Origin of the sequence: Streptomyces sp. NPDC003247 (assembly GCF_042888135.1) — a bacterium.
Taxonomy (GTDB): Bacteria; Actinomycetota; Actinomycetes; order Streptomycetales; family Streptomycetaceae; genus Streptomyces.
In genome coordinates this window covers 184,069-206,458 of record NZ_JBIAPF010000006.1, presented here as the reverse complement: position 1 = coordinate 206,458, position 22,390 = coordinate 184,069, and the positions used below count along the sequence as shown (strand labels likewise).

Below are 22,390 nucleotides of genomic sequence, written 5' to 3'. Positions count from 1 at the left end.
GCGTCCTTGCTCCTGTTCTGCGCCGAGGCACGGGTGACGCCGGCGGCAGGCGCCACGCCGTGACCGTGCCGCGGAAATCCGCCGACCGTACCTGCGCGCCCGCCCCGTTCTCCCAGTATGCGCGGCTCACGAGGACGGACCTGCCGCGCGGCCACGGCTCGGCGGTCGGGTCACCGGGGGCGGGGTTCGGCGGTCGGGTCACCGGGGGCGGGGTTCGAGGCGGCTGTCCGGTCCAGCCGGACCGAGGAGGTACTCCTGTTCGAGTCCGTCCAGGCGCAGGACCCGCGCGAGCGAGGTGAGGACCTGCGGTGAGGGGTTCCTGCCGCGGCCGCGCTCGAGCCGCAGGTAGTAGTCGGCACTGATGCCCGCGAGCAGGGCGACTTCTTCACGGCGAAGCCCGGGAACGCGGCGATTCCCACCCGCCGGAAGCCCGACCCGCTCCGGAGTGACCAGCCGATCCTCGACAGCCACCCGGGCCTCGACACCATCGTGACGATGCCGGGGCTCACGATCCCCGAGGACCTGCGCGATCCCGCGCACTTCGGTGCCGCGCAGGACGCCTACTCCGAGGCGTTGCGGGCACAACGGGACGGCACCGGCGTCGAGGTCGCCGAACTCCCCCCGGCTGTCGCCACCACACCGGAGTTCGCACAGCGCATACCCCACGCGCTCGGACCGGCGGAGTTCACCAGGCGACCCGCTGCACCGTCCGGTCGTCCATGGCGGTGGCGGTGCACGGCGTCAGAGGCCGAACTCCTGCGGAGACAGGCCGAGGACCGAGCACACCTCGCGCAGGACCTGCTCCTCGGCCGGTGCGACGTATCCGTCCGCACCCGCGACGACGAAGCCGGTCTGCACGACCGCCCTGGCCTCCGTCGGCTTCTTCGCCGCCTTGGCGATCTCCTGCAGTGCCTCGGTCCTGCCCTGCTGGAAGTTGAACGCCAACTGGTCGACGTGGCGGTTGAAGCGCTGCCGCAGCTGATCGGGCGGGAAGTTCTGCAGGACGTCGTTGTGCAGCAGCAGCGACTCCACATGCTGCCGCTCGGCCGGGTCGACATGCCCGTCGGCGGCGGCGACCAGGGCGCACACGGCCATGCTGGCGTCGCGGTAGGCGCCGCTCTTCAACTCCGTCTTGAGGGAGCTGAGCTGCGACTTGAGCACGCTCACCAGCTGGGCCTTCGACCCCCCGGCGGACCCTGCCCCGGGCCGCCCGTGCCCCCCGGCGCCCCGAGCCCCCTGCGCCTGCTGCTGCAGACCCTTGGCCTGGTCCTTGATCCGATCCCACATCGCCATCCGTGCCACCTCGGCTTCGCCCCGTGTCGTTCAGGTCGTCCGCGGGTGATCCGCGGTCCTCCTGCCAACTCCCGCGGGCTCGTCGAAGTTCCGTCGCCGTCGTCGCGCAGTGCGCGGAACCGGCGCCGAGGGAGGGCGGCGCGCGCTCGCGCCCCGCGCGCCGGAGCGCCCAGCGGGACGTGGGGTCCTCGCGCCCGCCGCCGACGGGGCAGGTCAGGCGAGGTCCGTGTCGGTGTCACCCGGCTGGTGCCGCTGCCGAGGCGGACCGGTGCGCTCGGGCCGCCGGCGCACCGCGTGCCACCGGCGCACCGCGGGTCACGGGCGGGGGGTGTCGTCCGGCTGGCGGTCGGCGAACTCCCACCAGGCGAGCGGCAGCCAGTCCCCGTCGACGAAGCCGTCGACGGAGCCGCCGGTGCCCCGTATGGCCACCTCGGTCCCCACCGGATACCTGGTGCCCGACAGCCCGGACACCGGTACGAGCAACACGCCGAGACGTCGCTTCAAGGTTCTTGATCCTTCCAAAGGGTACAGAGCAGGACTTTGCGGTCCCTGGATGCAAATCATCTCATCGTGCACCAGTCTGGACAGTGAGGTAATGCACAGAAACCCGGTCGAGCTGCCCGAATCGAGGCCCATCTCCTCGACTGACGTCCAAGCTCCCCGCAATCGGCGTTTCCGTGTGTGATCGAGCAAGCACGCTTAGTGGAGGTGCTCGAGGATGAGGGCTGTCGTGTACAAGGGACCGTTCGAGGTGGCGGTCGAACAAGTGGAGGATCCCCGGATCCAGCACCCGAACGACGTGATCGTGCGCGTCACGTCGACCGCCATCTGCGGTTCCGACCTGCACATGTACGAGGGCCGCACCGCTGCCGAGCCGGGCATCGTCTTCGGCCACGAGAATCTGGGGGTCATCGAGCAGACCGGTGACGGGGTGACGACGCTCAGCCGTGGGGACCGGGTCGTCATGCCCTTCAACGTGGCCTGCGGTTTCTGCAAGAACTGCACGGCGGGTTTCACCGGCTTCTGCCTGACCGTGAATCCGGGCTTCGCCGGCGGCGCCTATGGCTACGTGGCGATGGGGCCCTATGTGGGAGGCCAGGCGGAGTACGTGCGTGTGCCCTACGCCGACTTCAACTGTCTGAAGCTCTCCGAGGGCACCGAGAAGGAGACCGACTACGTCCTGCTCGCCGACATCTTCCCCACCGGCTACCACGGCAACGAGCTGGCCGACGTGCGCCCCGGCGAGAGCGTCGCCGTCTACGGCGGCGGTCCGGTCGGGCTGATGGCCGCCTACTCGGCGATGCTGCGCGGCGCGAGCAAGGTGTTCGTGGTCGACCGGGTGACCGAGCGGTTGCAGAAGGCCGAGGAGATCGGCGCCATACCGGTCGACTTCACCCAGGGCAACCCGGTGGAGCAGATCCGGGAGCAGACCGCGGGGCAGGGCACGGACAAGGGCATCGACGCCGTCGGCTACCAGGCCCAGGCGCGCGGTGAGGACCGTGAGGAGCCGGCGACCGTGCTGAACTCGCTGGTGGAGACGGTCAGGCCGACGGGTGCCCTGGGCGTGCCCGGTCTGTACGTTCCGCGCGACCCGGGCGGACCGGACGAGCAGGCCAAGCGGGGCATGCTGATGGTCGCCATAGGGCGCCTGTTCGAGAAGGGGCTGCGCATGGGGACCGGTCAGTGCAACGTCAAGCGGTACAACCGTCAGCTGCGTGATCTGATCGCCGAGGGCCGCGCTCAGCCCAGCTTCGTGGTGTCCCACGAGCTGCCCCTCGACCAGGCCCCGACGGCGTACGAGAAGTTCGACAAGCGGATCGAGGGCTACACCAAGGTCATTCTCCATCCGCACGCGTGATGCGGCAGCGAAACCCCCGGGTTCGTCGCCCGGGGGTTTCGTGTGGGACGAGCGGGTGAGCCGCCCTGCCCGCGTATGGCTGGATCCGACGTATGGCTGGATCCGACGTTGTGACCATGGGGGGCGGCGTGCACCCTGTGCGGTGTGGGAGCGCTCCCAGGCCATCTGTATCCCCCACCGCACCCCCATGGCCGCACCCTCCACGCCCGCAGCTCCCACACCCCCACACCGAAGAGGGAGACTGCGTTGCACGGTATGAATTGTCATGATCGCGACACGCTTCGGATCCGGTTCCGTCCGGCCCTTCTGCTGTGCGTGCTCGCCGCACTGCTGATCAGCCTCGTCCCCGGGGGCGGCACCGCCGTGGCCCACGGCTCGGTCGTCGACCCGGCGTCCCGCAACTACGGCTGCTGGCTGCGCTGGGGCAGCGACTTCCAGAACCCGGCCATGGCACAGGAGGACCCCATGTGCTGGCAGGCGTGGCAGGACGACCCCAACGCCATGTGGAACTGGAACGGCCTGTACCGCAACGGCTCCGCGGGCGACTTCCAGGCGGTCGTCCCCGACGGCCAGCTGTGCAGCGGCGGCCAGACCGAGGGCGGCCGCTACAACTCCCTGGACGCCGTGGGTCCGTGGAAGACCACCGACCTGTCGAGCGACTTCACCGTCCAGCTGTACGACCAGGCCAGCCATGGCGCGGACTACTTCCTGGTCTACGTCACCCGGCAGGGCTTCGACCCCACCACCCAGCCGTTGCAGTGGAGCGACCTGCAACTGGTCGCCCGTACCGGCAGCTACGCGCCCAGCCAGAACTACCTGATCGACGTGAGCACGTCGGGCCTGAGCGGCCGGCACGTCGTCTACACGATCTGGCAGGCGTCGCACATGGACCAGACGTACTTCCTGTGCAGCGACGTGAACTTCACCTGACCCCCACCTCCGCTGCCACCGGACGTGTCGCCGAGAGGACGCGCGCGCCCGGTGGCAGCGACTGCCGGCAGCACGGCGACCACCTCCACCGTGCCGTCGCCCGCGTGCACGATCCCGCCGGCGGCACCGCCGGCACCTCTCAGTCGTCCCTCGGACCCTCCGCGGCACGCACCACCCGCACGACACCCGCCACGAGGGCGGCGATCAGCGACACGCCGACCACACCCGCCGCCGTCAGCCCTGTGCGCCACATCCACAGGTGCGCGCCCCGGTCGAGGTCGGCCACGGGGATCGCGTCGCCCGACGAGTAGCGCACCCCTTCCGCCACGGCGGCGTCGTCACGGCTGTCGAGGGCGACGCGTACGTCGGCGTCGTCCGGGCAGCGCAGCCGGTAGTGGCGGCGTCCGTCGCCACCGTCGTTCCGTACGGACAGCACGTCGCAGTGCGCCGTCCGGCCGACGAACCGCAGGCCGGTGCCCGGTGCCGTCGCCATGAAGCAGAGCAACGCGGCGAACAGCACCGAGAAGAGGGCGTACCCGAGGGCCTTCGAACCTCGCAGGAGAGTCAGGGTGAGCGACAACCAGAGCAGGCCCGCCACGGTGGCGAGTCCCCAGCAGCACAGCCACAGCAGGCACAGCAGGACGCGGGCGGTCCGGCTCAGGTCGTACAGCCAGGGAGCGGCCACGGAGATTCCCGCGACCGCCGCCACGAACACCGCGGTCACCACCGTCAGCCACAGGGTCCTCGACGCCCACTCCACGCGGTTGCGGGTGGCCGGATCCCGCGTCAGACGGCTCCGGACGCGCCACCGCGTGTCGTGCCACCGCACGCGCGCATCCGAGAGCCGGGACCGTGCTTGCGCCATGTGCTGTCCTTCCCTGTCTCGTTCGGGCCCCACCGCGAAGATCGGCGGTCCGGTCCGTCCTGGCCGGCCGCCGCGCCCTCCGCGCGGCGGGCCTCCGCCGTGCAGGCGGTGAGCCGCAGGACCGTGGGCAGGGGCAGCGGCCCGTACGTACCGACGGCCTCGTCCAGGGCGAGCCCCGGGACGTAGACGGTGGCGAGCCACGGCAGGGTGCCGGCGGTGTCGTGGTCGACGACCGGGACGACGTGGTGGCCCTGCACCTTCCGCGCGGCCAGGACCTCCTGCCGGAAGCGGCGGCGGAACTCCGCGTCCCGCGTGTGCTCGCGGCGGATCACCTTCAGCGCGACGGCCTGTCTCCCCCGGGTGTGCGAGAGGCAGACGGCACCCCTGCCGCCCTCGCCGATCCGGGCGAGCAGGCGGTAACCGGCCACCTCCCGGGGGTCTTCGGGGCCCAGCGGCTCCAAGTGGCCGCCGTACGGGTCCCCGTTGTCCGTCGTGTCGATGGGGTCGTCCCTCCTCGCGCGGGCCGGCTGTGGCCGGCCCGACTCCGCCCGGTCACCCTGGCCGAGACCGGGGACGGGAGACATCCGTGAACTCACCCAATCGGTTACGTAAGATCGTCACAGTGGCCGTCCCCAACGGCCCTCGTGCCGAGGGGAGACGGGCGTGCACGCGACGCCGCTGGTGGGCCGTGGAGCCGAGCTGGAACGCTGGAACCAGGTGCTCGACCGCGGACTCGACGGAGCCGGCGGGCCGGCCGTCGTCGACATCGCCGGAGCGGCGGGCATCGGCAAGAGCCGGCTGCTGGCGGAGTTCTGCCGACGCGCGGAGCGCCGGGGGATGCGAGTGCTGCGCGGCCGGGCCGCCGAGTACGAACAGCACCTTCCCTACCGGCCGTTCAGCGACGCTCTCGCCGATCACGGACCGGAGCTGGCGGACCCGGCCGCCGGGCAGGGTCGCCGTGGCGACCGGTTCGGGCTGCACCGGTCGGTCGCCCGACTGCTCGGGCGGGTCGCCGCATCCGGTCTCGTCGTGGCGCTGGACGACCTGCACTGGGCCGACCCGGCGTCGCTGGAACTCCTCGACCACCTGGTACGCCATCCCCCGCACGCACCGGTCGTGATCGTCGTGGCCCGGCGCGACCGCCAGACCTCCGCCTCCCTCGCCGCCGCCCTGACCCGGGGCATCGACCTGGGCACGGTGGTCCGCCTCGACCTCGGCCCGCTCGACGGGGCGGCCTGCGTCGACGTCCTGGCACCGGCCCTGGCCCCCGGCCTGCCGCCCGGCCGGGCCCACGAGCTGTACGCGGCCAGCGACGGCAATCCGCTGTACTTCCTCGCCCTCCTGCAGGCCGGGCAGACCGAGGGCGCCGGGGACACCGGCCGGCCCCTCACCTCCGACGGACCCCCACCAGCCCGCTCCGCCGGTCTCGGCTCCGTCCTCCTGGACGAACTGACCCCGCTGCCCCCTGCCCGGCGCCGGACCGCCGAGGCGGTGGCCGTGCTCGGCGACCGCGGCACCCCCGCTCTGCTGGCCCGGGTGACCGGCCGCGACGAGCCCGGTGTCGACGCGGACCTGGTGGCCCTGGCCGCCCGGGACCTGGTCCGCGCGGGACCCGGCGGACGGTGGACCCTGCGCCATCCGGTCCTGCGGACGCTCGTCCACGAGAGCACCGATCCCCCCACCCGCGCCCGGATGCACCGCCTCGCCGCGGAGGCCCTGGCCGAGACCGGCGCCCCCGTCACCGAGCGCGCCCACCACGTCGAGCGGTCGCTCACCGGGTGGGACCCGCAGGCCCTCGCCGTCCTGTCCGAGGCTGCCGAACGCTCCGCCTCCACCGCACCCGCGAGCAGCGCCCACTGGCTGGGCGTCGCCCTCGCGCATCTGCCGGACCAGCCGCGCCACCTCGCCCTGCGCCGCGACCTGATGCTGCGACGGGCCCAGGCCCTGGGCGTGTCGGGCGGCCTGGGGGAGAGCCGGGACCTCCTGCACGAGGTCATCGCCATGTCGCCGCCGGGCGAGCCGGACACGGCGGCGGTGCGGGCCTCGGCCGTGACGCTGTGCGCGGTGATGGAGCGTCACCGCGGCCGCTACCCCGAGTCGGTCGCGCTGCTGCGCCGTGAACTCTCCCGCACCCCCGGCCCGTCGCCCGCCGACGCCGTCGCGTTCGGCCTGGAACTCGGCTCGTCCGCGCCGCTCGCCACCGCGTACCCGCAGGTGCGTGCCGACATGGCCCGCACCCTGGACCTGGCCCGGAACCTGGGCGACGAGGTCGCCGAGGCGGCCGTGCTCGCCATCGCCGCCCTGGGCGAGACGTACGAGGGCGAGATGCCGGCCGCCCGGGAGACCACCGACCGTGCCGCCGCGCTGGTCGACGCCCTGACCGACCACGACCTCGCGGGTCTGTGCGAGCCGCTGGCCCGCCTCAGCTGGGCGGAGGCGTTCCTCGAACGCTACGCCGACGCCGAACGGCACGCCGACCGCGGCCTGGCCGTCGCCCGGCGCGGCGGCCGCCTCTACGTCGTCCCGCACCTGCTGCTCTGCAAGGCGCACCTCCACCTGACGACCCTGCGGATCGAATCGGCCGTGGAACTCGCCGACGAGGCCGAGACCATCGCCCGTGGCATCGGAAGCGGCGAACTGCTGGCCTTCGTCCTCGCCAACAAGGCACACGCCCTGCTCTACGCCCTGCCGCCCGGCGACCGGACCGCCCTGGCGGTGGCCGAGGAGGCCGTCGCCGCGGCCGGTACCGGCATGAACTGGTGGGCGTCGATCGCCTGGTGCGTGCTCGGCCAGGCCGCGCTGCTCGGCGGGGACGCGCGGCGCGCCCGTACCGCCGTCCTGCGCGCGGGCGGCGACGACCTCCGCCGCCTCCACCCGTCCATGCGGCCGCTCATCCTGGAGGTCCTGGTCACCTCCGCCCTCGTCACCGGCGACGCCGACTCCGCCCGGACCTGGGCGGAGCGGGCCCGTACGGAGGCGGAACAGCTGGGGCTTCCCTCGCAGCGGGCCTCGGCGCTGCGCAGCGCCGCCCAGCGCCTGCTCGCCGACGGCGACACGGCAGCGGCCGCCACGCTGTTCGAGGAGGCCGCGGAGGCGGCGGGGGGCGCCGGAGCGGCCCTGTGGGAGGCGGTCAGCCTGCTGTTCGGCGCGACCCCGGCCGCCTCCGCGGGGCACCCGCAGCGCGCCCTGGCCCTGTGCGACCGTGCCCGGCACCTCGCCGCGGCCGGCGGAGCCCACCAGCTGACCGGGCTGGCGGACATGATCCGCCCCATGGTGTCAGGACCCACCGCGAGCACCGACACGCCCGATCCGGTCCCCGGTGCGGTTCCCGATCCGGTCCCGAATGCGGTTCCCGATCCGGTCCCCGCCTCGCTCACCCCGCGCGAACGGGAGATCGCCGCACTGGTCGCCGCCGGCCTGACCACCCCCGCCATAGCGGCCAGGCTCTTCCTCAGCCCCCGCACGGTCGAGTCCCACCTGAGTCGCATCTACCGCAAGACCGGCGTCACCACGCGGGCCGCGCTCGCCGCGCTCCAGACCCGTTCCACGCTACGCAACGGCACACCCCGCACCTTGGGGCCCGGGACACACTCCGTGCCGTGATCGCGGTGCGCCGCCCGCAGGAGGCGGACCGGAACCGGGCGCGGCACTCAGGACCGACGCCTCCCTCACCGGGTCCGGCAGGCCCGTCGAGGGCCGGGCCGAGGGAGCGGCGGACGTGTGCGCGTGCCGGCGGCGGTGGTTCAGGGTTTCCAGGGGCCGATGCGGTCCAGGCGGCGCAGTTGCTGGCGTGCGGTGGGCAGGTCGAGGCCCTGGCCGCGTGCGGTGAGGTGGTCGGCGACGGCGGTGCGGTGCTCGACGGGTTTGTGGTCGTCGTACTTGAACTTGGCCCGTACCTCGATGACGTCCAGGCGCAGGCCGCGGATGCCGGCGAGCATCCGCCCGTACGGGGGCTGGTCGACCTCGATGGGGGAGTGGTCGCCGTCGGGCTGGAAGTGCGCCATCTGGCGGCGCAGGAGGTCGGCCTTGGCCTCGGGGTCGTCGATGACGTGGGCGCGGCAGGTGAACTGGACGGCCGCGTAGTAGCTGGTGGGGACACCGTCGGTGGGCGGGATGTCGGGTTGGACGCGCCAGGGGCCGGGGACGAAGGCGTAGTCGCCGATGACGGTGAAGGTGACGTTCGGGTCGTGCTCGATCGCCGTCCAGACCGGGTTGGGCCGGGCGAGGTGGATCAGCAGGTGGCCGGCGTCGGTGATGAAGTGGGTGGGGACGACGGTGGGCGGCCGGCCGGGCAGGCCGTTGACGCCGAGCTGTCCGAAGTCGTGGCCGTCGGCGATCCAGGTCTGCCATTCGGCGTCGTCCAGGGCGGCGTCCCAGGGCTGGATGAACATGCGGTTCTCACTTTCACAACGGAATGACTCGACCGTCCGGAGCCGGGCGAGGAATACCCCAGCCACCCTCACCGCAGCGGCGTGGTGGAGACCGTCAGCGTCACGTACGGCCGGATGACCCCGATCGTCGACGGCACCGAGCATCCCGTCGAAGCCGGACAGACCGCTGCCTTCGACGCGACACCCCCCACACCTACCGCGGCTCGGGCACCGGGACCTGCCACCTCATCATGACCGTTCACATCCCGCCCGGTCCCGGCCCCGGCTCCACGACCTGACCGGCGCCCGGGGCGGTCTCACGGCGCGCCGCCGTTCCACGGAGCGGCCGTCCGCTCACCGCGGACGCCACATGACAATGGCAAGGGGGTCGTTGATCCCTTGCCGTGCTCAACGTATAGCGCATCGGGGGGCTTGCGGCAAGGCCCGGGGCGTGCCGCAGAATTCCCGGCCGAGGCCAGTGCCGGCGGACAGGGGAGTTGCCAAGTGCGTGTGTTGTTGTCGACGTACGGGTCGCGTGGGGACGTCGAACCGATCGTGGGACTCGCGGTGCGGTTGCGGGCGCTCGGCGCGGAGGTCCGGGTGTGTGCGCCGCCGGACGAGGCCTTCGCCCGACTGCTGGACCGCGTCGGTGTGGAGGTGGTGCCGGTCGGCCTGCCGATGGGGACGATGGCCCCGCCGTCGTCGGAATCGGCGGCCTCCCGGCGGGTGAGCGAGCTGGCCGCCCAGTTCGACACCGTCGCCGCGGCGGCCGAGGGGTACGACGTCCTGCTGGCGACCGGGCGCGCGCACTTCGCCTCACGGTCGGTGGCCGAGAAGCTCGGCATCCCTTATGTGTACGCCACCTTCTGCCCGTTCCTGCTGCGGTCGCCGCACCAGGCGCCCCCCGCGCTGCTGCCGGGCCAGTCGTTCCCGCCGGACGTGACGGACAACCGGGTGCTGTGGGACCTGAACGCCCGGACCTTCAACGCGCTGCACGGCGAGGCGCTCAACGCCCACCGGGCCTCGGTCGGTCTGCCCGCGGTGGACGACGTGTACGACTTCATCTTCACCGACCGGCCGTGGCTGGCGTCGGACCCGACCCTGGGCCCCTGGCAGGAGACCCCGGAGTTCGACGTCGTGCACACCGGGGCGTGGATCCTGCCGGACGAGCGCCCGTTGCCGGACGAACTGCTGGCGTTCCTGGACGCGGGCGCAGCCCCGGTCTTCGTCGGCTACGGCAGCATGCGCGGTGTCTCGGCGGACATCGCCCGGGTCTCCATCGAGGCGGTCCGCGCGCAGGGCCGCCGCGTGCTCGTCTCCCGCGGCTGGGCCGGACTGGCGCCGATCGACGACCGGGACGACTGCTTCGTCGTCGGCGAGGTCAACCAGCAGGCACTGTTCGGCCGGGTGGCCGCCGTCGTGCACCACGGCGGCGCGGGCACCACGACGACGGCCGCCCTGGCCGGCGCTCCCCAGGTGGTGGTGCCCCAGGGAGCGGACCAGCCGTACTGGTCCGGCCGGGTGGCCGGCCTGGGCATCGGCGCGGCCCACGACAGCTCGGTTCCGACCGCGGAGTCCCTGTCGGCCGCGCTCGGAACGGCGCTGGATCCCGGGACCCGCGCACGAGCGAGGGCCGTGGCCGGCACGATCCGCACCGACGGGGCGACGGCGGCCGCGAAGCTGCTGCTCGACGCCGTCGGCCGAGAGAGGCTGCCGGTGTCCGCGTGACGGCACCACGGCTGAAAGCGACCGTGTCCCGCTCGGCGGGCCGTCAAGCCGCGGTCCGGCCGCCGCCCCGTCCCGCCGCCGTGGTCACGGCGGAGACGACGGAGGTCGCGGCGAGGCTCCCCAGCATGACCAGTCCGGCACCGACCGCGAAAAGCCCGCCGGCGTCGTCCGACCAGTCGTAGAAGGCGGCCGCGGTGAGGCCGGCGCTGGTGCCGAACACGGCCCCCGCGACATGACGCCGGGACGCCGCCCAGCACACCGGCGCCAGCAGGGTCAGCACCAGTCCGATCACCTGCCACGCCTCGTACGGGCCGGTCGTCGAACCGTCGGGGTGCACATCACGATGCTGGTCCCAGCCCAGCCAGGCCGCCCATGCCACCGACGCCACCGCGGCCGGCACGAGGATCGACAGAAGGCGGAAAACGGGTCTCTGCTGTCCTTGGTCCATGACCCCACCTTCGCGGCCGGCGCCGGCACCGCACAGGGCGCAGGTACTCAGCCGTGGGGGAGTACATGAGACAGGGATCGGGGTGGGTGGGCGGGACGACAGGGGCAGGGCCGGTGTCCCGGGTCGGCCGGTGTCGGCGGGAGGTCGGCGCGCCGCGGCCGCGCGGGCCGTCGGCGTCGTCGACGCGACGGGAGTGCCGTCCGGACGGATCAGACGGACGTCGTCGCGACGGCCAGGCCGAAGCCGATCAGGACGACGCCCGTCGTCCGTCCGAGGGCACGGCAGGTGCGCGGGGTGTCGAGGACGCGACGGGCCCGGGCCAACACCAGTACGCAGCCGCCCAGCCAGGCGACGGTGAGCGCGGCGTGGAGGAGCACGAGGATCGCCATGGCCCACGCGGCCGGCAGCTCGGGCGGGGCCAGGGCCGGAAGCAGCCCGGTGTAGAAGACGGCGATCTTCGGGTTGAGGAGGTTGGTGACCAGACCGGTGCGCCACGGGTTCCCGGCCGGGGCCCGCGCCTGCGCGTCCACGTCACGCAGCGGGAGCCGGAGAGGGCCCTCCCCACCCTGTCCGCCCGCGACTACGACCTGGTCCTCGCCGAGGAGTATCCGGGCGACCCCAACCCGCGGACCGCCGGGCTCGAACAGGAGGACCTGCTTGACGACCCGCTGTGCCTGGCCCTGCCGCGTCCGTCCGACGGCCCCGACACCGCCGGCCCCACGGCCGTGCTGCGCTCGCTCGCGGAGCACCCCTGGGTGATGGAGCCCGACGGCACGGCCGCCCGGCGCTGGGCCAGGACGCTGTGCCGCAACGCAGGTTTCGAACCCGACGTGCGGTTCGAGAGCACCGACGTCCTGCTCCACCTCCGCCTCGTCGAGCGGGGTCATGCCGCGGCCGTCCTGCCGGACCTCGTCCGGGGCGGGCGGCCCCCGAGCGTCCCCGTGCGGCAGTTGCCCCGCGGACAGCGCAGCCGCCGTGTCTTCACCGTCGTGCGCCGGGGCGGCAGCCGGCACCCCGCCGTCCTCGCCTGCCGGGACGCCCTCCGCCACGCCGTCGTCCTCGGCACCGAACGGGTCTAGCCCCCGTGTTCCGTCGGCGCGGTCGGACCGATCGGCCCGGCTTCGGCCCGGCTTCGGCCCGGCTTCGGCCCGGCTTCGGCCCGGCTTCGGCCCGGCTTCGGCCCGGCTTCGGCCCGGCTACGGTGGGGATCCGGCCGGGGTCCAGGAAGTGGACGGGGCTTGGTGCGGCGCTGCGGCTGCTGTAGAAATGGTCCCCATGATTCAGAAGCCCTTGGTGCGACGCCTGGTCATCGACCTGTGCCGACGCCCGGCTTCCTGTTGTCGCTGACGTCGCGTCCCTGACGTCTCCCCGCCGGCCGGTGGTGTCACCCGAACCGGTGCGGTTCGGCCACCGCGCCTCTCCGCGTGGCCGATGCCTCCGCCCTGGCCCACTGCCGTCCGTCGCGGATCGTCCGACGCTTCGGCCCCTTCGGCTGACGCGGCCGTCCCGATCGGCACTTTGACCGGTCCCGGCCTTTCCCGACCTTCCTTGATCTGACTCGGTCCACCTCGATCGATCCTGGTGGACCGTCGTCGGTCTCGGTCGTCCGTGCTCGTCCGTCCGTGCTCGTCCGTCCGTGCTGCGCCGACCGCGCTTCGGCGCCCCTGGAGGCCGCCCCATGTCCTTGGCAACACGTCCGCAGGACGCCGACGCCGTGTCCGGCGAAAAGCCGGTGCGGCGGCGCCGGTTGGCGGTCCGGGTCCCGGCCCGGGTGCGCAACGTCGCCCTGCCGTTCGGCTCGCTCCTGCTGTTCCTGGTGCTGTGGCAGGCACTGGCCGCGAGCGGGGCGTGGAGCGAGACGCTGGTTCCGCCGCCCGCCAAGGTGTGGGACGCGTTCGTCACGGTGTCCACGACGAACGACGGGGTGCGCGGCTACAACGGCACCTACCTCGTCGAACACCTCGGCATCAGCCTGCGGCGCATCGCGCTCGGGGCCGGGGCAGGCATCGCCGCCGGGGTGGTCCTCGGACTGCTGATGGGCACCGTCGGCCGGCTGCGGTCGCTGTTCGAGCCGTGGATCACCTTCCTGCGCACGCTGCCGCCGCTGGCGTACTTCTCCCTGCTCGTCATCTGGCTGGGCATCAACGAGGAGCCGAAGATCACGCTGCTGGCCGTGGCCGCGTTCCCGCCGGTGGCCGTGTCCACCACCACCGCCGTGGCCGCCGTGCCGAAGAGCCTGGTGGAGGCGGCCCGCGCGCTCGGCGCGTCCCGGTGGGACGTCGTCCGCGACGTCGTCGTCCCGTCCGCCCTGCCGGAGACCCTCACCGGCGTCCGGCTGGCCGTCGGCGTGGCCTACTCGTCGCTGGTCGCGGCCGAACTCGTCAACGGCCTGCCCGGGATCGGCGGCATGGTCAAGGACGCCGCGAACTACAACAACACGCCGGTCGTGCTCGTCGGCATCATCGCCATCGGCGTCTCCGGTCTGGTCATCGACGGCCTGCTGCTGCGGCTGGAACGCGCCGTCGTGCCCTGGCGCGGTCGCGCGTGACCGCGCCGCTCACCGTCCCGCACCCGCACAGAAACGGCCCCGCCATGTCCCGTACCCCGCACCGCCCGTCCCGCCGGCTGCTGCTCGCCGGGGCCCTCGCCGCCGCCTCCGCGGCCGTCACCGGCTGCTCCTCGGACAGCGAGGCGTCGTCGTCCGGCGGGTCCAAGACGCTGCGCATCGGCTACTTCGCCTTCCCCACCGGCGACCTGATCGTGAAGAACAGGAAGCTCCTGGAGAAGGCCCTGCCGGACCACGACATCAGATGGATCAAGTTCGACTCCGGCGCCGGCGTCAACCAGGCCTTCATCGGCAAGTCCCTCGACATAGCCGCCCTGGGGTCGAGCCCGTTCGCCCGCGGGGTGTCCGGGGCCTCGCCGATCCCGTACAAGGTGGCGTGGATCCTCGACGTGGCGGGCGAGAACGAGGCGCTCGTGGCGCGCAAGGCCGCCGGTGTGCCGGACGTGGCCGGCCTCAAGGGGCGGACCGTCGCCACGCCGTTCGCCTCCACCTCGCACTACAGCCTGCTGGCGGCGCTGGAGAAGGCCGGGCTGAAGGCCTCCGACGTCAAGCTCGTCGACCTCCAGCCGCAGGCGATCCTCGCCGCCTGGCAGCGGGGGGACATCGACGCCGCGTACGTGTGGCTGCCCACCCTGGACGAACTGCGCACGACCGGGACCCAGCTCACCAGCAGCAAGGAGATCGGCGCCGCCGGCCAGCCGACCCTGGACCTGGCCGTCGTCTCGGACGAACTGATCGCCCGGAACCCGCAGGCGATCGCCGCCTGGCGGAAGGTGCAGGCCGAGGCGCTCCGGGTGCTGGCATCGGACCGCGCCGGCTCGGTGAAGGCCGTCGCGGCGGAGCTCGGCATCAGCGCGGCCGACGCCGAGGCACAGCTCGCGCAGGGGGTGTTCCTCACCCCGGAGCAGGTGACGTCCGCCGACTGGCTGGGCACCGACGCCGGTCCGGGCGAACTGCTGACCTACGTCACCGACACCGGACGCTTCCTGGCCGACCAGAAGCAGATCGACGCCGCACCGTCCGAGGACGCCGTCCGCAAGGCCTTCTACCTCGAGGGGCTGTCCGATGTCCGCCGGTGAGACCACGACGTCCGGCCGGAGCGCCCCCACCGGACGGGCCGGCTCCGTCCGGCTCGACCAGGTCGTCCACCGGTACGTGCGGGGAGGGGAGGCCGTCACCGCCGTGGGACCGGTCGATCTGACCGTTCCCGCCGGGGAGTTCCTGGTGCTGGTCGGCGCCTCCGGCTGTGGCAAGAGCACGCTGTTGCGGCTGATCGCCGGGTTCGAGCGGCCCACCCACGGTTCGGTGCGGGTGTCCGGAGCCGAGCCGCGGCCCGGTGGGGCGGCCGGTGTGGTGTTCCAGACACCGCGGCTGTTCCCGTGGCGGACCGTGCGCGGCAACATCGACCTGGCGCTGCGGTACGCGGGCGTCGAGCGCGGCCGTCGGCCCGAGCGGCGTGCGGAACTGCTGGCACGGGTCGGGCTGGAAGGCACCGAGGAGCGGCGCGTCTGGGAGATCTCCGGCGGCCAGCAGCAACGCGTCGCCATCGCGCGGGCCCTGGCCGCGGAGAATCCGCTGTTCCTGCTGGACGAGCCGTTCGCGGCGCTGGACGCGCTGACCCGGGAGCGGCTCCAGGAGGACGTCCGCCGGGTGACCGCGCAGACCGGGCGGACGACGGTGTTCGTGACCCACTCGGCCGACGAGGCGGTGTTCCTCGGCTCGCGCATCGTCGTGCTGACCAAGGGGCCGGGCACCGTGGCCCTGGACCTGCCGATCCCGCTGCCGCGCGGTGACGTCGACGCCGAGGAACTGCGCGCGTCACCGGAGTTCACCGGGCTGCGGGCGCGGGTCGCCCACGCCGTGAAGGCCGCCGCGGCGGCCTGACCACCCGTACGCCGGGCCTTGCGGACCTCCGGCCCAGGCAAGGAAAGACCAAGGAAAGACCGAGGAAGGGACACACGTCACGTGAGCATCCTCAGCGTCCGGCCCGCGGCGGCGCGGCTGCCGGTCACCGAACTCGGCCCCCACTTCGGCGCCGAACTCCACGGCGTCGACCTCGGGCGCCTCGACGACGACCAGGTCCTCGCGCTCCGCGAGGCACTCGTACGGTACAAGGTGCTCTTCGTCCGCGGACAGGACGGCCTCGACGACGCCGCGCAGATCGAGTTCGGCCGGCGCCTGGGCGAGGTCACGGCCGGGCACCCGGTGCACGACTCCGGGGACGTGGCGCCCGAGGTGTACTCCCTCGACAGCACGGACAACGGCTTCGCCGACGTGTGGCACACGGACGTGACGTTCGTGCGGCGGCCGCCCGCGATCTCCGTGCTGCGGGCCGTGGTGCTGCCGCCCAACGGAGGCGACACCAACTGGGCCGACAGCCAGCTCGCCTACGAGTCGCTGTCGCCGGGCCTGCGGGCGTACGTCGACACGCTCACCGCCGTCCACGACGGCACCCGCGAGTTCGGCTACTACCTCGCCCAGCGCCGGCGGGGAAAGGGCAACGTGTGGGAGGGGGAGGTGTTCACCGACCTGACGCCGGTCGAGCACCCGGTGGTGCGGGTGCACCCGGAGAGCGACCGCAAGGGCCTGTTCGTGAACCCGGGCTTCACCTCGCACATCGTCGGCGTCTCCGAGCACGAGAGCCGGGGCGTCCTCGACATCCTCTACGCCCATCTCACCAAGCCCGAGCACATCGTGCGCCACCGCTGGCAGCCGGGTGACGTCGCCCTGTGGGACAACCGCAGCACGGCCCACTACGCCAACCGCGACTACGGCGACCGGCACCGCGTCATGCACCGCATCACCCTGCGCGGCGACCAGCCGGTGGGCCCCGCCGCCCCCCGCCCCTGACGGCGGGCGCGGGACTGCCCCGGCGACCGCCGGACGCCCCTGGGACAACGCCTGGCCACACGAAAGGCCTCCGGCCGTCCCGCTTGCGGCGGAACGGCCGGAGGCCTCGAGTCGGTGGCGAGGAGAGCGAAGAGGCTGGAATCAAAGGAGTGATGAGAAGGAAGCCCCTTCATGGCCTCGCCACGGCTACGTTAACAGTCAGGCGGGGATCAGGTCGCGCAGATTTTCGGGTGTGACGATCCGCGACCCCGGGTGCAGTCCGTCGGGCCGCTCCAGGCCGATGTAGGTGACGGGCCCCGCCGGGACCGTCTTCCCGTCCCACACGGTGACGGTCGTCCCGCCGCCGGTCATCAGGCCGGTCAGATGGCGGACCGTGAGCTGCTCGCGCTCGACGATGCCGCGCAGCAGCGTCGCGACCGTCACCCGGTTGCCCTCGACCCGGTTGGACGCCGGGGTCCCCTTCAGGTACAGGTGCAGCCACTTGGCGCGCCACCGGCCGTCGGAGCCGCGCAGGAACGCCAGCGGCAACGCGACCCGGCCCGGACCGCGCAGCTCCGACTTCATGCGCACCGTGCGCGGCTCGAACGGGCGTCCCTGCTGCTCGGTCCCGCGCAGCATGAACCCGAAGAACGACTCCTCGACCTCCTCGAAGCCCTCCCCGGCGAAGATGTTGACCTGCGGGACGACGAAGGCGCCCCGCACGGCGCCCAGCCGCAGGTCGATGAACTCCGAGGCCCCGTCGGGCGCGTCCGTGATGTCGCCGGAATGCTTCCCCCCGGCGTCGCGGAGGTTGGTGTACGACAGCCAGGAGACGGTCGCGTAGTCGGCGTCCAGCAGCAGCGCCGACAGGTCGTAGTCGGTGGTGTGCTCGGCCTGCTTCCAGTACACGAAGAAGCGCAGCAGTTCCCCGTCGACCGGGGACGACGAGCCGCGCGGCAGCACCCCGAGCCCGGAGGCGGTCGCCTTGCCGCTGAGCGGCAGGGCCACGTCCAGGACGTCCGGGTCGATCAGCAGGTGGTCCACGGCGGGCAGCCGGCGGCGCAGCTCCGCGTCCAGGGCGACGATCAGCCGCTCGCGCTCGGGCGCGGGCACCGGCGGGCGGCTGTCGTCGGTGACCCATGCCCGGCCGAGCCGGTTGACGAACACCCGGCGCGCGCCGGTCTCCTGCGCACGGTTGTGCAGGTGCTGGCGCACCGACAGCACGACCCGGCCGGAGACGTCGGGGACGACCTGCCCGGCGGCGGCCACGACGGCGTCCCGCTCCTCCTGCGTCCGGGCGGCGCGCAGCAGCCGGTCCAGGGAGCGGAACAGCTTGCCGGGGGCGGCCTTCAGCAGCTCGGCCGCGCCGGTGACGTCGCTCGTGCGGAGCAGATCCTCCACCCGGCTGTCCAAGGAGCGCGCCGCCTTCTCGCCGCGGGCGACGGCGAACACGTCGGCGGCGTGCGGCCACTGCGGGTACTCGTGCGGGTGCAGCCGCTCGCCGAGGCGCTTGAACATCTCGCGGTGCGCGTGTACGTCGGCGAGCTTGGCCGGCGCCGCGGCGACGACCGCGTCGAGGCCCGCGAGCAGCGCCCGGCGCACGGGGCGGGGCAGCGCCCGCAGCCGCGTCGGCTCCCGCAGGGTCACATCACCGCCCACGAGCGCGCAGGCCAGCCGGAGCGCATCGGTGACCGTGTCCAGCAGCAGGCCCGCACCGGCCATCAGCCGGGCCCGGTTGACCACGGCCCGGTTCTCCCGCACGGGGATCTCCTCGGGCTGCGGTCCGTCCGCGCAGTGACCCGCGAGGTCCTGGAGGTCCCGCAGGCCGTCCTCGCCCAGAGGCGTGCCGCTGCCCGCCAACGCCAGGTACAGCCGGGTGAGTTCGTCGTCCGAGGTGCCGCCCAGGTGCAGGACCGTCAGACGGTCGCCCGCCGCGGCGAGCAGCTCGTCGTGGTGGGCGAGCATCTCGGCGTACGTGTGCCGGTAGGTGCCGTACGACGGGAGGGTGAGCAGGTTCACCACACCGGCGCTCAGCTGCTCCAGGGTGTTCGCGCGCGTCCCGTCGTCGGCGAGCGCCCCGGCGATGCACCGCATCCAGAAGTCGAAGGTGTCCGGCACTCCGGCCGGGAAGTCGATGAAGTACACGTTGTGCCGGACGTGGTCGCCGACCATCTCACGGACGGTGCCCAGCGTCCGTACGGCGGTGTCGACGACCGTGCCCTCGGACAGCCCCGAGAGGTGTTCGAGCAGCTCGGCCGAGAGTTTGAAGCCCACGGACATCAACGCGGCGTCGAACTGCCGCGCCGCGGTACCGCCTTCCCCGGCGGGTCCCGTCGGGAGAGGCAGGCGGTGGGTGTGCCGGATGACCAGAGCGTCGAGTCGGTGGACCATTGCGGCATGCTCCCAAGGCCGGGCAGGCGGCCGCACCCGGTTTTCACCAGGCACGGACACGGCGAGGAGCGGGGCGTGGGCGGCGAGGGCGGAGGCGGTGTCGCCGCCCAGGACGGAGACGGCCAGGGGGAAGTCGCCGGCCGGGTGGGGGCAGACCGGTCTCCCGGTGGGCACGTTCGGCCAGGGCGTCGGTGAGGACGGTGAGGTTGCGCGCGACGCTTTCGAGGAAGCGGGCACGGCGCCGAGGGTGGAGGGCCCGGTAGGTGTCGAAGGCGTCCTCGGCCGCCCGGCAGGCACGCCGCACGTCGGCCGCGCCGCCGCAGCGGTGGACCGGGTCGAGGGGCAGACCGGTGCGGGCGTCGAGGGCTCGGACCTCGCTGCCGGCACCGGTGCCCCGTTCACCGGCGATGAACATCGCCCCCGTCAGGCCGGCCGCGGACAGGTGAGCCGTGTGCCGGGGGATGGCGGTGCTCATGTGCGGAGCCTTCTTCCCGGGGCGGCCGGCCGGGGCGGCCGGAGCGGATGCCGGGTCAGGCCGCGGTGGCGGGCAGCCCGGCGATCAGCGCCGAGAGCTCGTCGAGTTCCTGCGGGGTCAGGTCGGTGAGCGGGGGCCGGACCGGGCCCGCGCTGTGACCGGTGGCGGTCATGCCGGCCTTGACGATGCTGACCGCGTAGCCGGCCTGGCGGTTGCGGATCTCGGTGTAGGGGAGCACGAAGTCCGACAGCATCCGGGTGACGTCCGCCTGCCGGCGCTCGCGGACGGCGGTGTAGAAGGTGAGGGCGAACTCGGGCAGGAAGTTGAAGATGGCCGAGGAGTAGGTCGTCACGCCGAGCTGGAGGTAGGGCAGGGCGAACGTCTCGGCCGTGGGCAGCCCGCCGACGTAGGTCAGGCGCTCGCCGAGGCGGGCGTGGATACGCGTCATGGTGTCGATGTCGCCGACGCCGTCCTTGTAGCCGATCAGGTTGGGGCAGGTGTCGGCGAGGCGGGCGACGGTGTCGGCGGAGTAGATCGCGTTGGCGCGGCTGTAGATGACGACGCCGAGGGAGGTGGAGCGGCAGACCGCTTCGACGTGCCGTGCCAGGCCCTCCTGGCCGGCCTCGGTGAGGTAGGGCGGGAAGAGCAGGATGCCGTCGGCGCCGGCGCGTTCGGCGGCGGCGGCGAACTCGATCGCGGTGGCGGTGCCGTAGCCGACCGGGGCCAGGATCGGGGTGCCCTCGGGGGCGCTGTCCGCGGCGGCGGCGACGACGCGTTCGACCTCGGTGGGGGTGAGGGAGAAGAACTCGCCCGTCCCGCCGGCCGCGAAGAGGCCGCCGACGTCGTACTTGGCCAGACGGACGATGTTCTCGCGGTAGGCGTCCTCGTCGAAGGAGAGGTCGTCGCGGAAGTGGGTCACGGGGAAGGACAGCAGGCCGGAGCCGATACGGCGGCCGAGCTCGGCCGGGGTGAAGGACGTCATGGGAGTGCTCCTGAAGGTCGGGGTGGTGCAGGTGCAGGTGCGGGTGCGGGTGCGGCCCGTGTGGCGGTGCTGTGGCCGTCGGCCGGAGGGCGGTCGGGAGGGGGGGAGTCGGCGTGGGCGGGCGCGGTCGGTAGGGGGATGGTGTCGGCGCGGGCGGCGCGGCTGTCCGTTGTCGACGCTGCCCGCGCCGGATCCGGGGCGCCGGCCGCGGCGGGTACCGCGCGGCCGGCGGAGAGGGAGTTGAGTCAGGGGCGGGTGCCGGTCTGGTGCTCGGCGACGGTCCAGGCGCGGGCCTGGTCGCTGAGGGTGAAGCCGAGGCCGGGCCGGGAGGAGACGTGCATACGGCCGTCGCGGATCTCCAGGCGCTCGTTGAACAGGGGCTCCAGCCAGTCGAAGTGCTCCACCCACGGCTCGATCGGGTAGGCGGCGGCCAGGTGGAGGTGGATCTCCATGGCGAAGTGGGGCGCGAGCTGCAGCTGGTGGTGCTCGGCGAGGGTGGCGAGCTTGAGGAACTGGGTGATGCCGCCGATGCGCGGGGCGTCGGGCTGGATGACGTCCGCGCCGCCGTGGCGGATCAGCTCGACGTGCTCGGCGACGCTGGCCAGCATCTCGCCCGTGGCGACCGGGGTGTCGAGCGAGGCGGCGAGCGCGGCGTGGCCCTGGGCGTCGTAGGCGTCGAGGGGTTCCTCGATCCAGACCAGGCCGAACTCCTCCAGGGCGCGGCCCATGCGCTGGGCGGTGGGCCGGTCCCACTGCTGGTTGGCGTCGACCATGAGGGGGACGTCGTCGCCGATGTGCTCGCGCACCGCGCCGAGGCGGGCCAGGTCGTACCTGCCGTCGGGGTGTCCGACCTTGAGCTTGATGCCGCCGATGCCGCTGGCCAGGGAGGCGGTGGCGTTGTCGAGGACCTGCTCGGTCGGGGTGTGCAGGAAGCCGCCGGAGGTGTTGTAGCAGCGCACCGAGTCGCGGTGCGCGCCCAGCAGCTTGGCCAGCGGCAGGCCGGCGCGCTTGGCCTTGAGGTCCCACAGGGCCACGTCGAAGGCGGCGACGGCCTGGGTGGCCAGGCCGCTGCGGCCCACCGAGGCACCCGCCCACACCAGCTTGGTCCAGATCTTCCCGATGTCGCTCGGGTCCTCGCCGATCAGGTTCTCGGCGATCTCCTTGGCGTGGGCGAACTGGCCGGGACCGCCGGCCCGCTTGGAGTAGCTGAAGCCGACGCCCTCGTGCCCCTGCTCGGTCGCGAGTTCCACGAAGAGGAAGGCCACCTCGGTCATCGGCTTCTGCCGGCCGGTGAAGACCTTCGCGTCACTGATCGGGGTGGCCAGCGGGAGCGTCACTGAGGACAGGCGCAGCCAGGCGATCCGGTCGAGCGTGGCCTCGCCGTCGGCGTGTGCGGCCTGCGGCGTCGTGTTCATCGTGGTCACCACTTCGAGTCCCTGGGGTTGAGGCGATCGGTGCGGGGCCCGACCGCGGCCGGGCTCGGCACCGCCTCTCCCGAGGGAGCGTGGGCGGGCTGGGTGCGGCGGCTGTCGAGGCCGGACAGACGGCGCCTCACGCGGGTGCGGGGGAGAGCGGTCCGGAAGGAGACACCCCGACGATCTCGATGAGACCGAGCCATGAGGTGTGCTCCCCGTGCGGTACGTCCTCATCCACGC

At 73.2% G+C, this 22,390-nt stretch carries 19 protein-coding genes and 3 pseudogenes; 10 read left to right on the top strand and 12 right to left on the bottom strand.

Translation table 11 applies throughout. From position 1 onward, the window contains the following. Positions 1–201 precede the first annotated feature (201 nt). The 3 genes and pseudogenes from ACFYWQ_RS21910 to ACFYWQ_RS21900 form a co-directional block, all read right to left on the bottom strand. Positions 202–471, bottom strand: a pseudogene (locus tag ACFYWQ_RS21910) (helix-turn-helix domain-containing protein); the annotation flags it as partial. Between the two features lie 270 nt (positions 472–741). Next, positions 742–1,293 carry a tellurite resistance TerB family protein gene (locus tag ACFYWQ_RS21905; RefSeq protein ID WP_389518531.1) on the bottom strand — a complete coding sequence of 184 codons (552 nt, stop codon included), beginning with the start codon at positions 1,291–1,293 and terminating at the stop codon, positions 742–744. Positions 1,294–1,608: 315 nt separating this feature from the next. Beyond that, on the bottom strand, positions 1,609–1,797 hold the full coding sequence (locus ACFYWQ_RS21900; protein WP_389518530.1) for a hypothetical protein: 189 nt from the start codon (positions 1,795–1,797) through the stop codon (positions 1,609–1,611). A gap of 214 nt (positions 1,798–2,011) precedes the next feature. Here ACFYWQ_RS21900 and ACFYWQ_RS21895 point away from each other — a divergent pair, with 214 nt between their 5' ends. Together ACFYWQ_RS21895 and ACFYWQ_RS21890 are read left to right on the top strand one after the other, a co-directional pair. Next, the gene (locus tag ACFYWQ_RS21895; protein ID WP_389518529.1) at positions 2,012–3,151 is read left to right on the top strand and encodes a glutathione-independent formaldehyde dehydrogenase; all 1,140 of its coding nucleotides are present in this window, start codon (positions 2,012–2,014) and stop codon (positions 3,149–3,151) included. A gap of 255 nt (positions 3,152–3,406) precedes the next feature. Further along, the gene (locus ACFYWQ_RS21890) at positions 3,407–4,081 is read left to right on the top strand and encodes a lytic polysaccharide monooxygenase (RefSeq protein WP_389518823.1); all 675 of its coding nucleotides are present in this window, start codon (positions 3,407–3,409) and stop codon (positions 4,079–4,081) included. Between the two features lie 139 nt (positions 4,082–4,220). Here the strand turns inward: ACFYWQ_RS21890 and ACFYWQ_RS21885 are convergent, their stop codons facing one another. Then, entirely contained in the window at positions 4,221–4,910 is a 690-nt protein-coding gene (locus ACFYWQ_RS21885) for a hypothetical protein (RefSeq protein ID WP_389518528.1), read from the bottom strand. Further along, a complete protein-coding gene (locus ACFYWQ_RS21880; protein ID WP_389518527.1) occupies positions 4,868–5,530 on the bottom strand; it encodes a hypothetical protein in 663 nt (220 codons plus the stop codon). Before ACFYWQ_RS21880 ends, ACFYWQ_RS21885 begins: the two co-directional genes overlap by 43 nt. Before the next feature lie 79 nt (positions 5,531–5,609). Here ACFYWQ_RS21880 and ACFYWQ_RS21875 point away from each other — a divergent pair, with 79 nt between their 5' ends. Next, positions 5,610–8,549 carry an AAA family ATPase gene (locus tag ACFYWQ_RS21875; protein ID WP_389518526.1) on the top strand — a complete coding sequence of 980 codons (2,940 nt, stop codon included), beginning with the start codon at positions 5,610–5,612 and terminating at the stop codon, positions 8,547–8,549. Between the two features lie 140 nt (positions 8,550–8,689). Here ACFYWQ_RS21875 and ACFYWQ_RS21870 read toward each other — a convergent pair whose 3' ends face one another. Continuing rightward, complete coding sequence (locus ACFYWQ_RS21870) at positions 8,690–9,337, bottom strand: FMN-binding negative transcriptional regulator (protein ID WP_389518525.1); 648 nt, start codon at positions 9,335–9,337, stop codon at positions 8,690–8,692. Positions 9,338–9,376: 39 nt separating this feature from the next. Here ACFYWQ_RS21870 and ACFYWQ_RS21865 point away from each other — a divergent pair. Together ACFYWQ_RS21865 and ACFYWQ_RS21860 are read left to right on the top strand one after the other, a co-directional pair. Further along, a pseudogene (locus ACFYWQ_RS21865) lies at positions 9,377–9,615 on the top strand (cupin domain-containing protein); the annotation flags it as partial. A 205-nt stretch (positions 9,616–9,820) separates the two neighbouring features. Continuing rightward, on the top strand, positions 9,821–11,044 hold the full coding sequence (locus ACFYWQ_RS21860) for a glycosyltransferase (protein ID WP_389518524.1): 1,224 nt from the start codon (positions 9,821–9,823) through the stop codon (positions 11,042–11,044). A gap of 43 nt (positions 11,045–11,087) precedes the next feature. Here the strand turns inward: ACFYWQ_RS21860 and ACFYWQ_RS21855 are convergent, their stop codons facing one another. After that, positions 11,088–11,492, bottom strand: a complete 405-nt coding sequence (locus ACFYWQ_RS21855) for a hypothetical protein (RefSeq protein WP_389518523.1) — start codon at positions 11,490–11,492, stop codon at positions 11,088–11,090. Positions 11,493–11,701: 209 nt separating this feature from the next. Further along, positions 11,702–12,004: pseudogene (locus tag ACFYWQ_RS21850) on the bottom strand (LysE family translocator); the annotation flags it as partial. A gap of 6 nt (positions 12,005–12,010) precedes the next feature. Between ACFYWQ_RS21850 and ACFYWQ_RS21845 the strand changes: the two are divergent. The 5 genes from ACFYWQ_RS21845 to ACFYWQ_RS21825 all read left to right on the top strand — a co-directional run bounded on the left by ACFYWQ_RS21845 (position 12,011) and on the right by ACFYWQ_RS21825 (position 16,908). Then, positions 12,011–12,571 carry a LysR substrate-binding domain-containing protein gene (locus ACFYWQ_RS21845; RefSeq protein WP_389518822.1) on the top strand — a complete coding sequence of 187 codons (561 nt, stop codon included), beginning with the start codon at positions 12,011–12,013 and terminating at the stop codon, positions 12,569–12,571. 599 nt (positions 12,572–13,170) lie between these two features. Then, entirely contained in the window at positions 13,171–14,040 is an 870-nt protein-coding gene (locus ACFYWQ_RS21840) for an ABC transporter permease (RefSeq protein ID WP_389518522.1), read from the top strand. Between the two features lie 44 nt (positions 14,041–14,084). After that, a complete protein-coding gene (locus ACFYWQ_RS21835) occupies positions 14,085–15,137 on the top strand; it encodes an ABC transporter substrate-binding protein (RefSeq protein ID WP_389518521.1) in 1,053 nt (350 codons plus the stop codon). Beyond that, positions 15,124–15,942, top strand: coding sequence for an ABC transporter ATP-binding protein (locus ACFYWQ_RS21830; RefSeq protein WP_389518520.1), 819 nt, complete (start codon positions 15,124–15,126; stop codon positions 15,940–15,942). The genes ACFYWQ_RS21835 and ACFYWQ_RS21830 overlap by 14 nt, the downstream gene beginning before the upstream one ends. Positions 15,943–16,023: 81 nt before the next feature. After that, entirely contained in the window at positions 16,024–16,908 is an 885-nt protein-coding gene (locus tag ACFYWQ_RS21825; protein ID WP_389518519.1) for a TauD/TfdA dioxygenase family protein, read from the top strand. Positions 16,909–17,106: 198 nt separating this feature from the next. On the opposite strand, the gene ACFYWQ_RS21820 is transcribed toward ACFYWQ_RS21825, so the two are convergent. From ACFYWQ_RS21820 to ACFYWQ_RS21805, 4 genes are all read right to left on the bottom strand, one after another. After that, positions 17,107–19,278, bottom strand: a complete 2,172-nt coding sequence (locus ACFYWQ_RS21820; protein WP_389518518.1) for a TerD family protein — start codon at positions 19,276–19,278, stop codon at positions 17,107–17,109. Between the two features lie 43 nt (positions 19,279–19,321). Then, positions 19,322–19,753 carry an aldehyde dehydrogenase family protein gene (locus ACFYWQ_RS21815; RefSeq protein ID WP_389518517.1) on the bottom strand — a complete coding sequence of 144 codons (432 nt, stop codon included), beginning with the start codon at positions 19,751–19,753 and terminating at the stop codon, positions 19,322–19,324. A 55-nt stretch (positions 19,754–19,808) separates the two neighbouring features. Then, positions 19,809–20,735 (bottom strand): 5-dehydro-4-deoxyglucarate dehydratase, encoded by a 927-nt coding sequence (gene kdgD / locus ACFYWQ_RS21810; RefSeq protein WP_389518516.1) that lies wholly within the window; start codon positions 20,733–20,735, stop codon positions 19,809–19,811. 245 nt (positions 20,736–20,980) lie between these two features. Further along, positions 20,981–22,162: a mandelate racemase/muconate lactonizing enzyme family protein gene (locus ACFYWQ_RS21805; RefSeq protein WP_389518515.1), complete on the bottom strand. Its 1,182-nt coding sequence runs from the start codon at positions 22,160–22,162 to the stop codon at positions 20,981–20,983. Between the last annotated feature and the right edge of the window lie 228 nt (positions 22,163–22,390).

What these genes read in the sequence shown, in the direction of transcription:
- ACFYWQ_RS21905 (WP_389518531.1), bottom strand. Translation starts at nt 1,293, where the DNA reads ATGGCGATGTGGGATCGGATCAAGGACCAGGCCAAGGGTCTGCAGCAG.
- ACFYWQ_RS21895 (WP_389518529.1), top strand. Translation starts at nt 2,012, where the DNA reads ATGAGGGCTGTCGTGTACAAGGGACCGTTCGAGGTGGCGGTCGAACAA.
- ACFYWQ_RS21890 (WP_389518823.1), top strand. Translation starts at nt 3,407, where the DNA reads ATGAATTGTCATGATCGCGACACGCTTCGGATCCGGTTCCGTCCGGCC.
- ACFYWQ_RS21880 (WP_389518527.1), bottom strand. Translation starts at nt 5,530, where the DNA reads ATGTCTCCCGTCCCCGGTCTCGGCCAGGGTGACCGGGCGGAGTCGGGC.
- ACFYWQ_RS21870 (WP_389518525.1), bottom strand. Translation starts at nt 9,337, where the DNA reads ATGTTCATCCAGCCCTGGGACGCCGCCCTGGACGACGCCGAATGGCAG.
- ACFYWQ_RS21855 (WP_389518523.1), bottom strand. Translation starts at nt 11,492, where the DNA reads ATGGACCAAGGACAGCAGAGACCCGTTTTCCGCCTTCTGTCGATCCTC.
- ACFYWQ_RS21840 (WP_389518522.1), top strand. Translation starts at nt 13,171, where the DNA reads ATGTCCTTGGCAACACGTCCGCAGGACGCCGACGCCGTGTCCGGCGAA.
- ACFYWQ_RS21835 (WP_389518521.1), top strand. Translation starts at nt 14,085, where the DNA reads ATGTCCCGTACCCCGCACCGCCCGTCCCGCCGGCTGCTGCTCGCCGGG.
- ACFYWQ_RS21830 (WP_389518520.1), top strand. Translation starts at nt 15,124, where the DNA reads ATGTCCGCCGGTGAGACCACGACGTCCGGCCGGAGCGCCCCCACCGGA.
- ACFYWQ_RS21820 (WP_389518518.1), bottom strand. Translation starts at nt 19,278, where the DNA reads ATGGTCCACCGACTCGACGCTCTGGTCATCCGGCACACCCACCGCCTG.
- ACFYWQ_RS21815 (WP_389518517.1), bottom strand. Translation starts at nt 19,753, where the DNA reads ATGAGCACCGCCATCCCCCGGCACACGGCTCACCTGTCCGCGGCCGGC.
- kdgD (WP_389518516.1), bottom strand. Translation starts at nt 20,735, where the DNA reads ATGACGTCCTTCACCCCGGCCGAGCTCGGCCGCCGTATCGGCTCCGGC.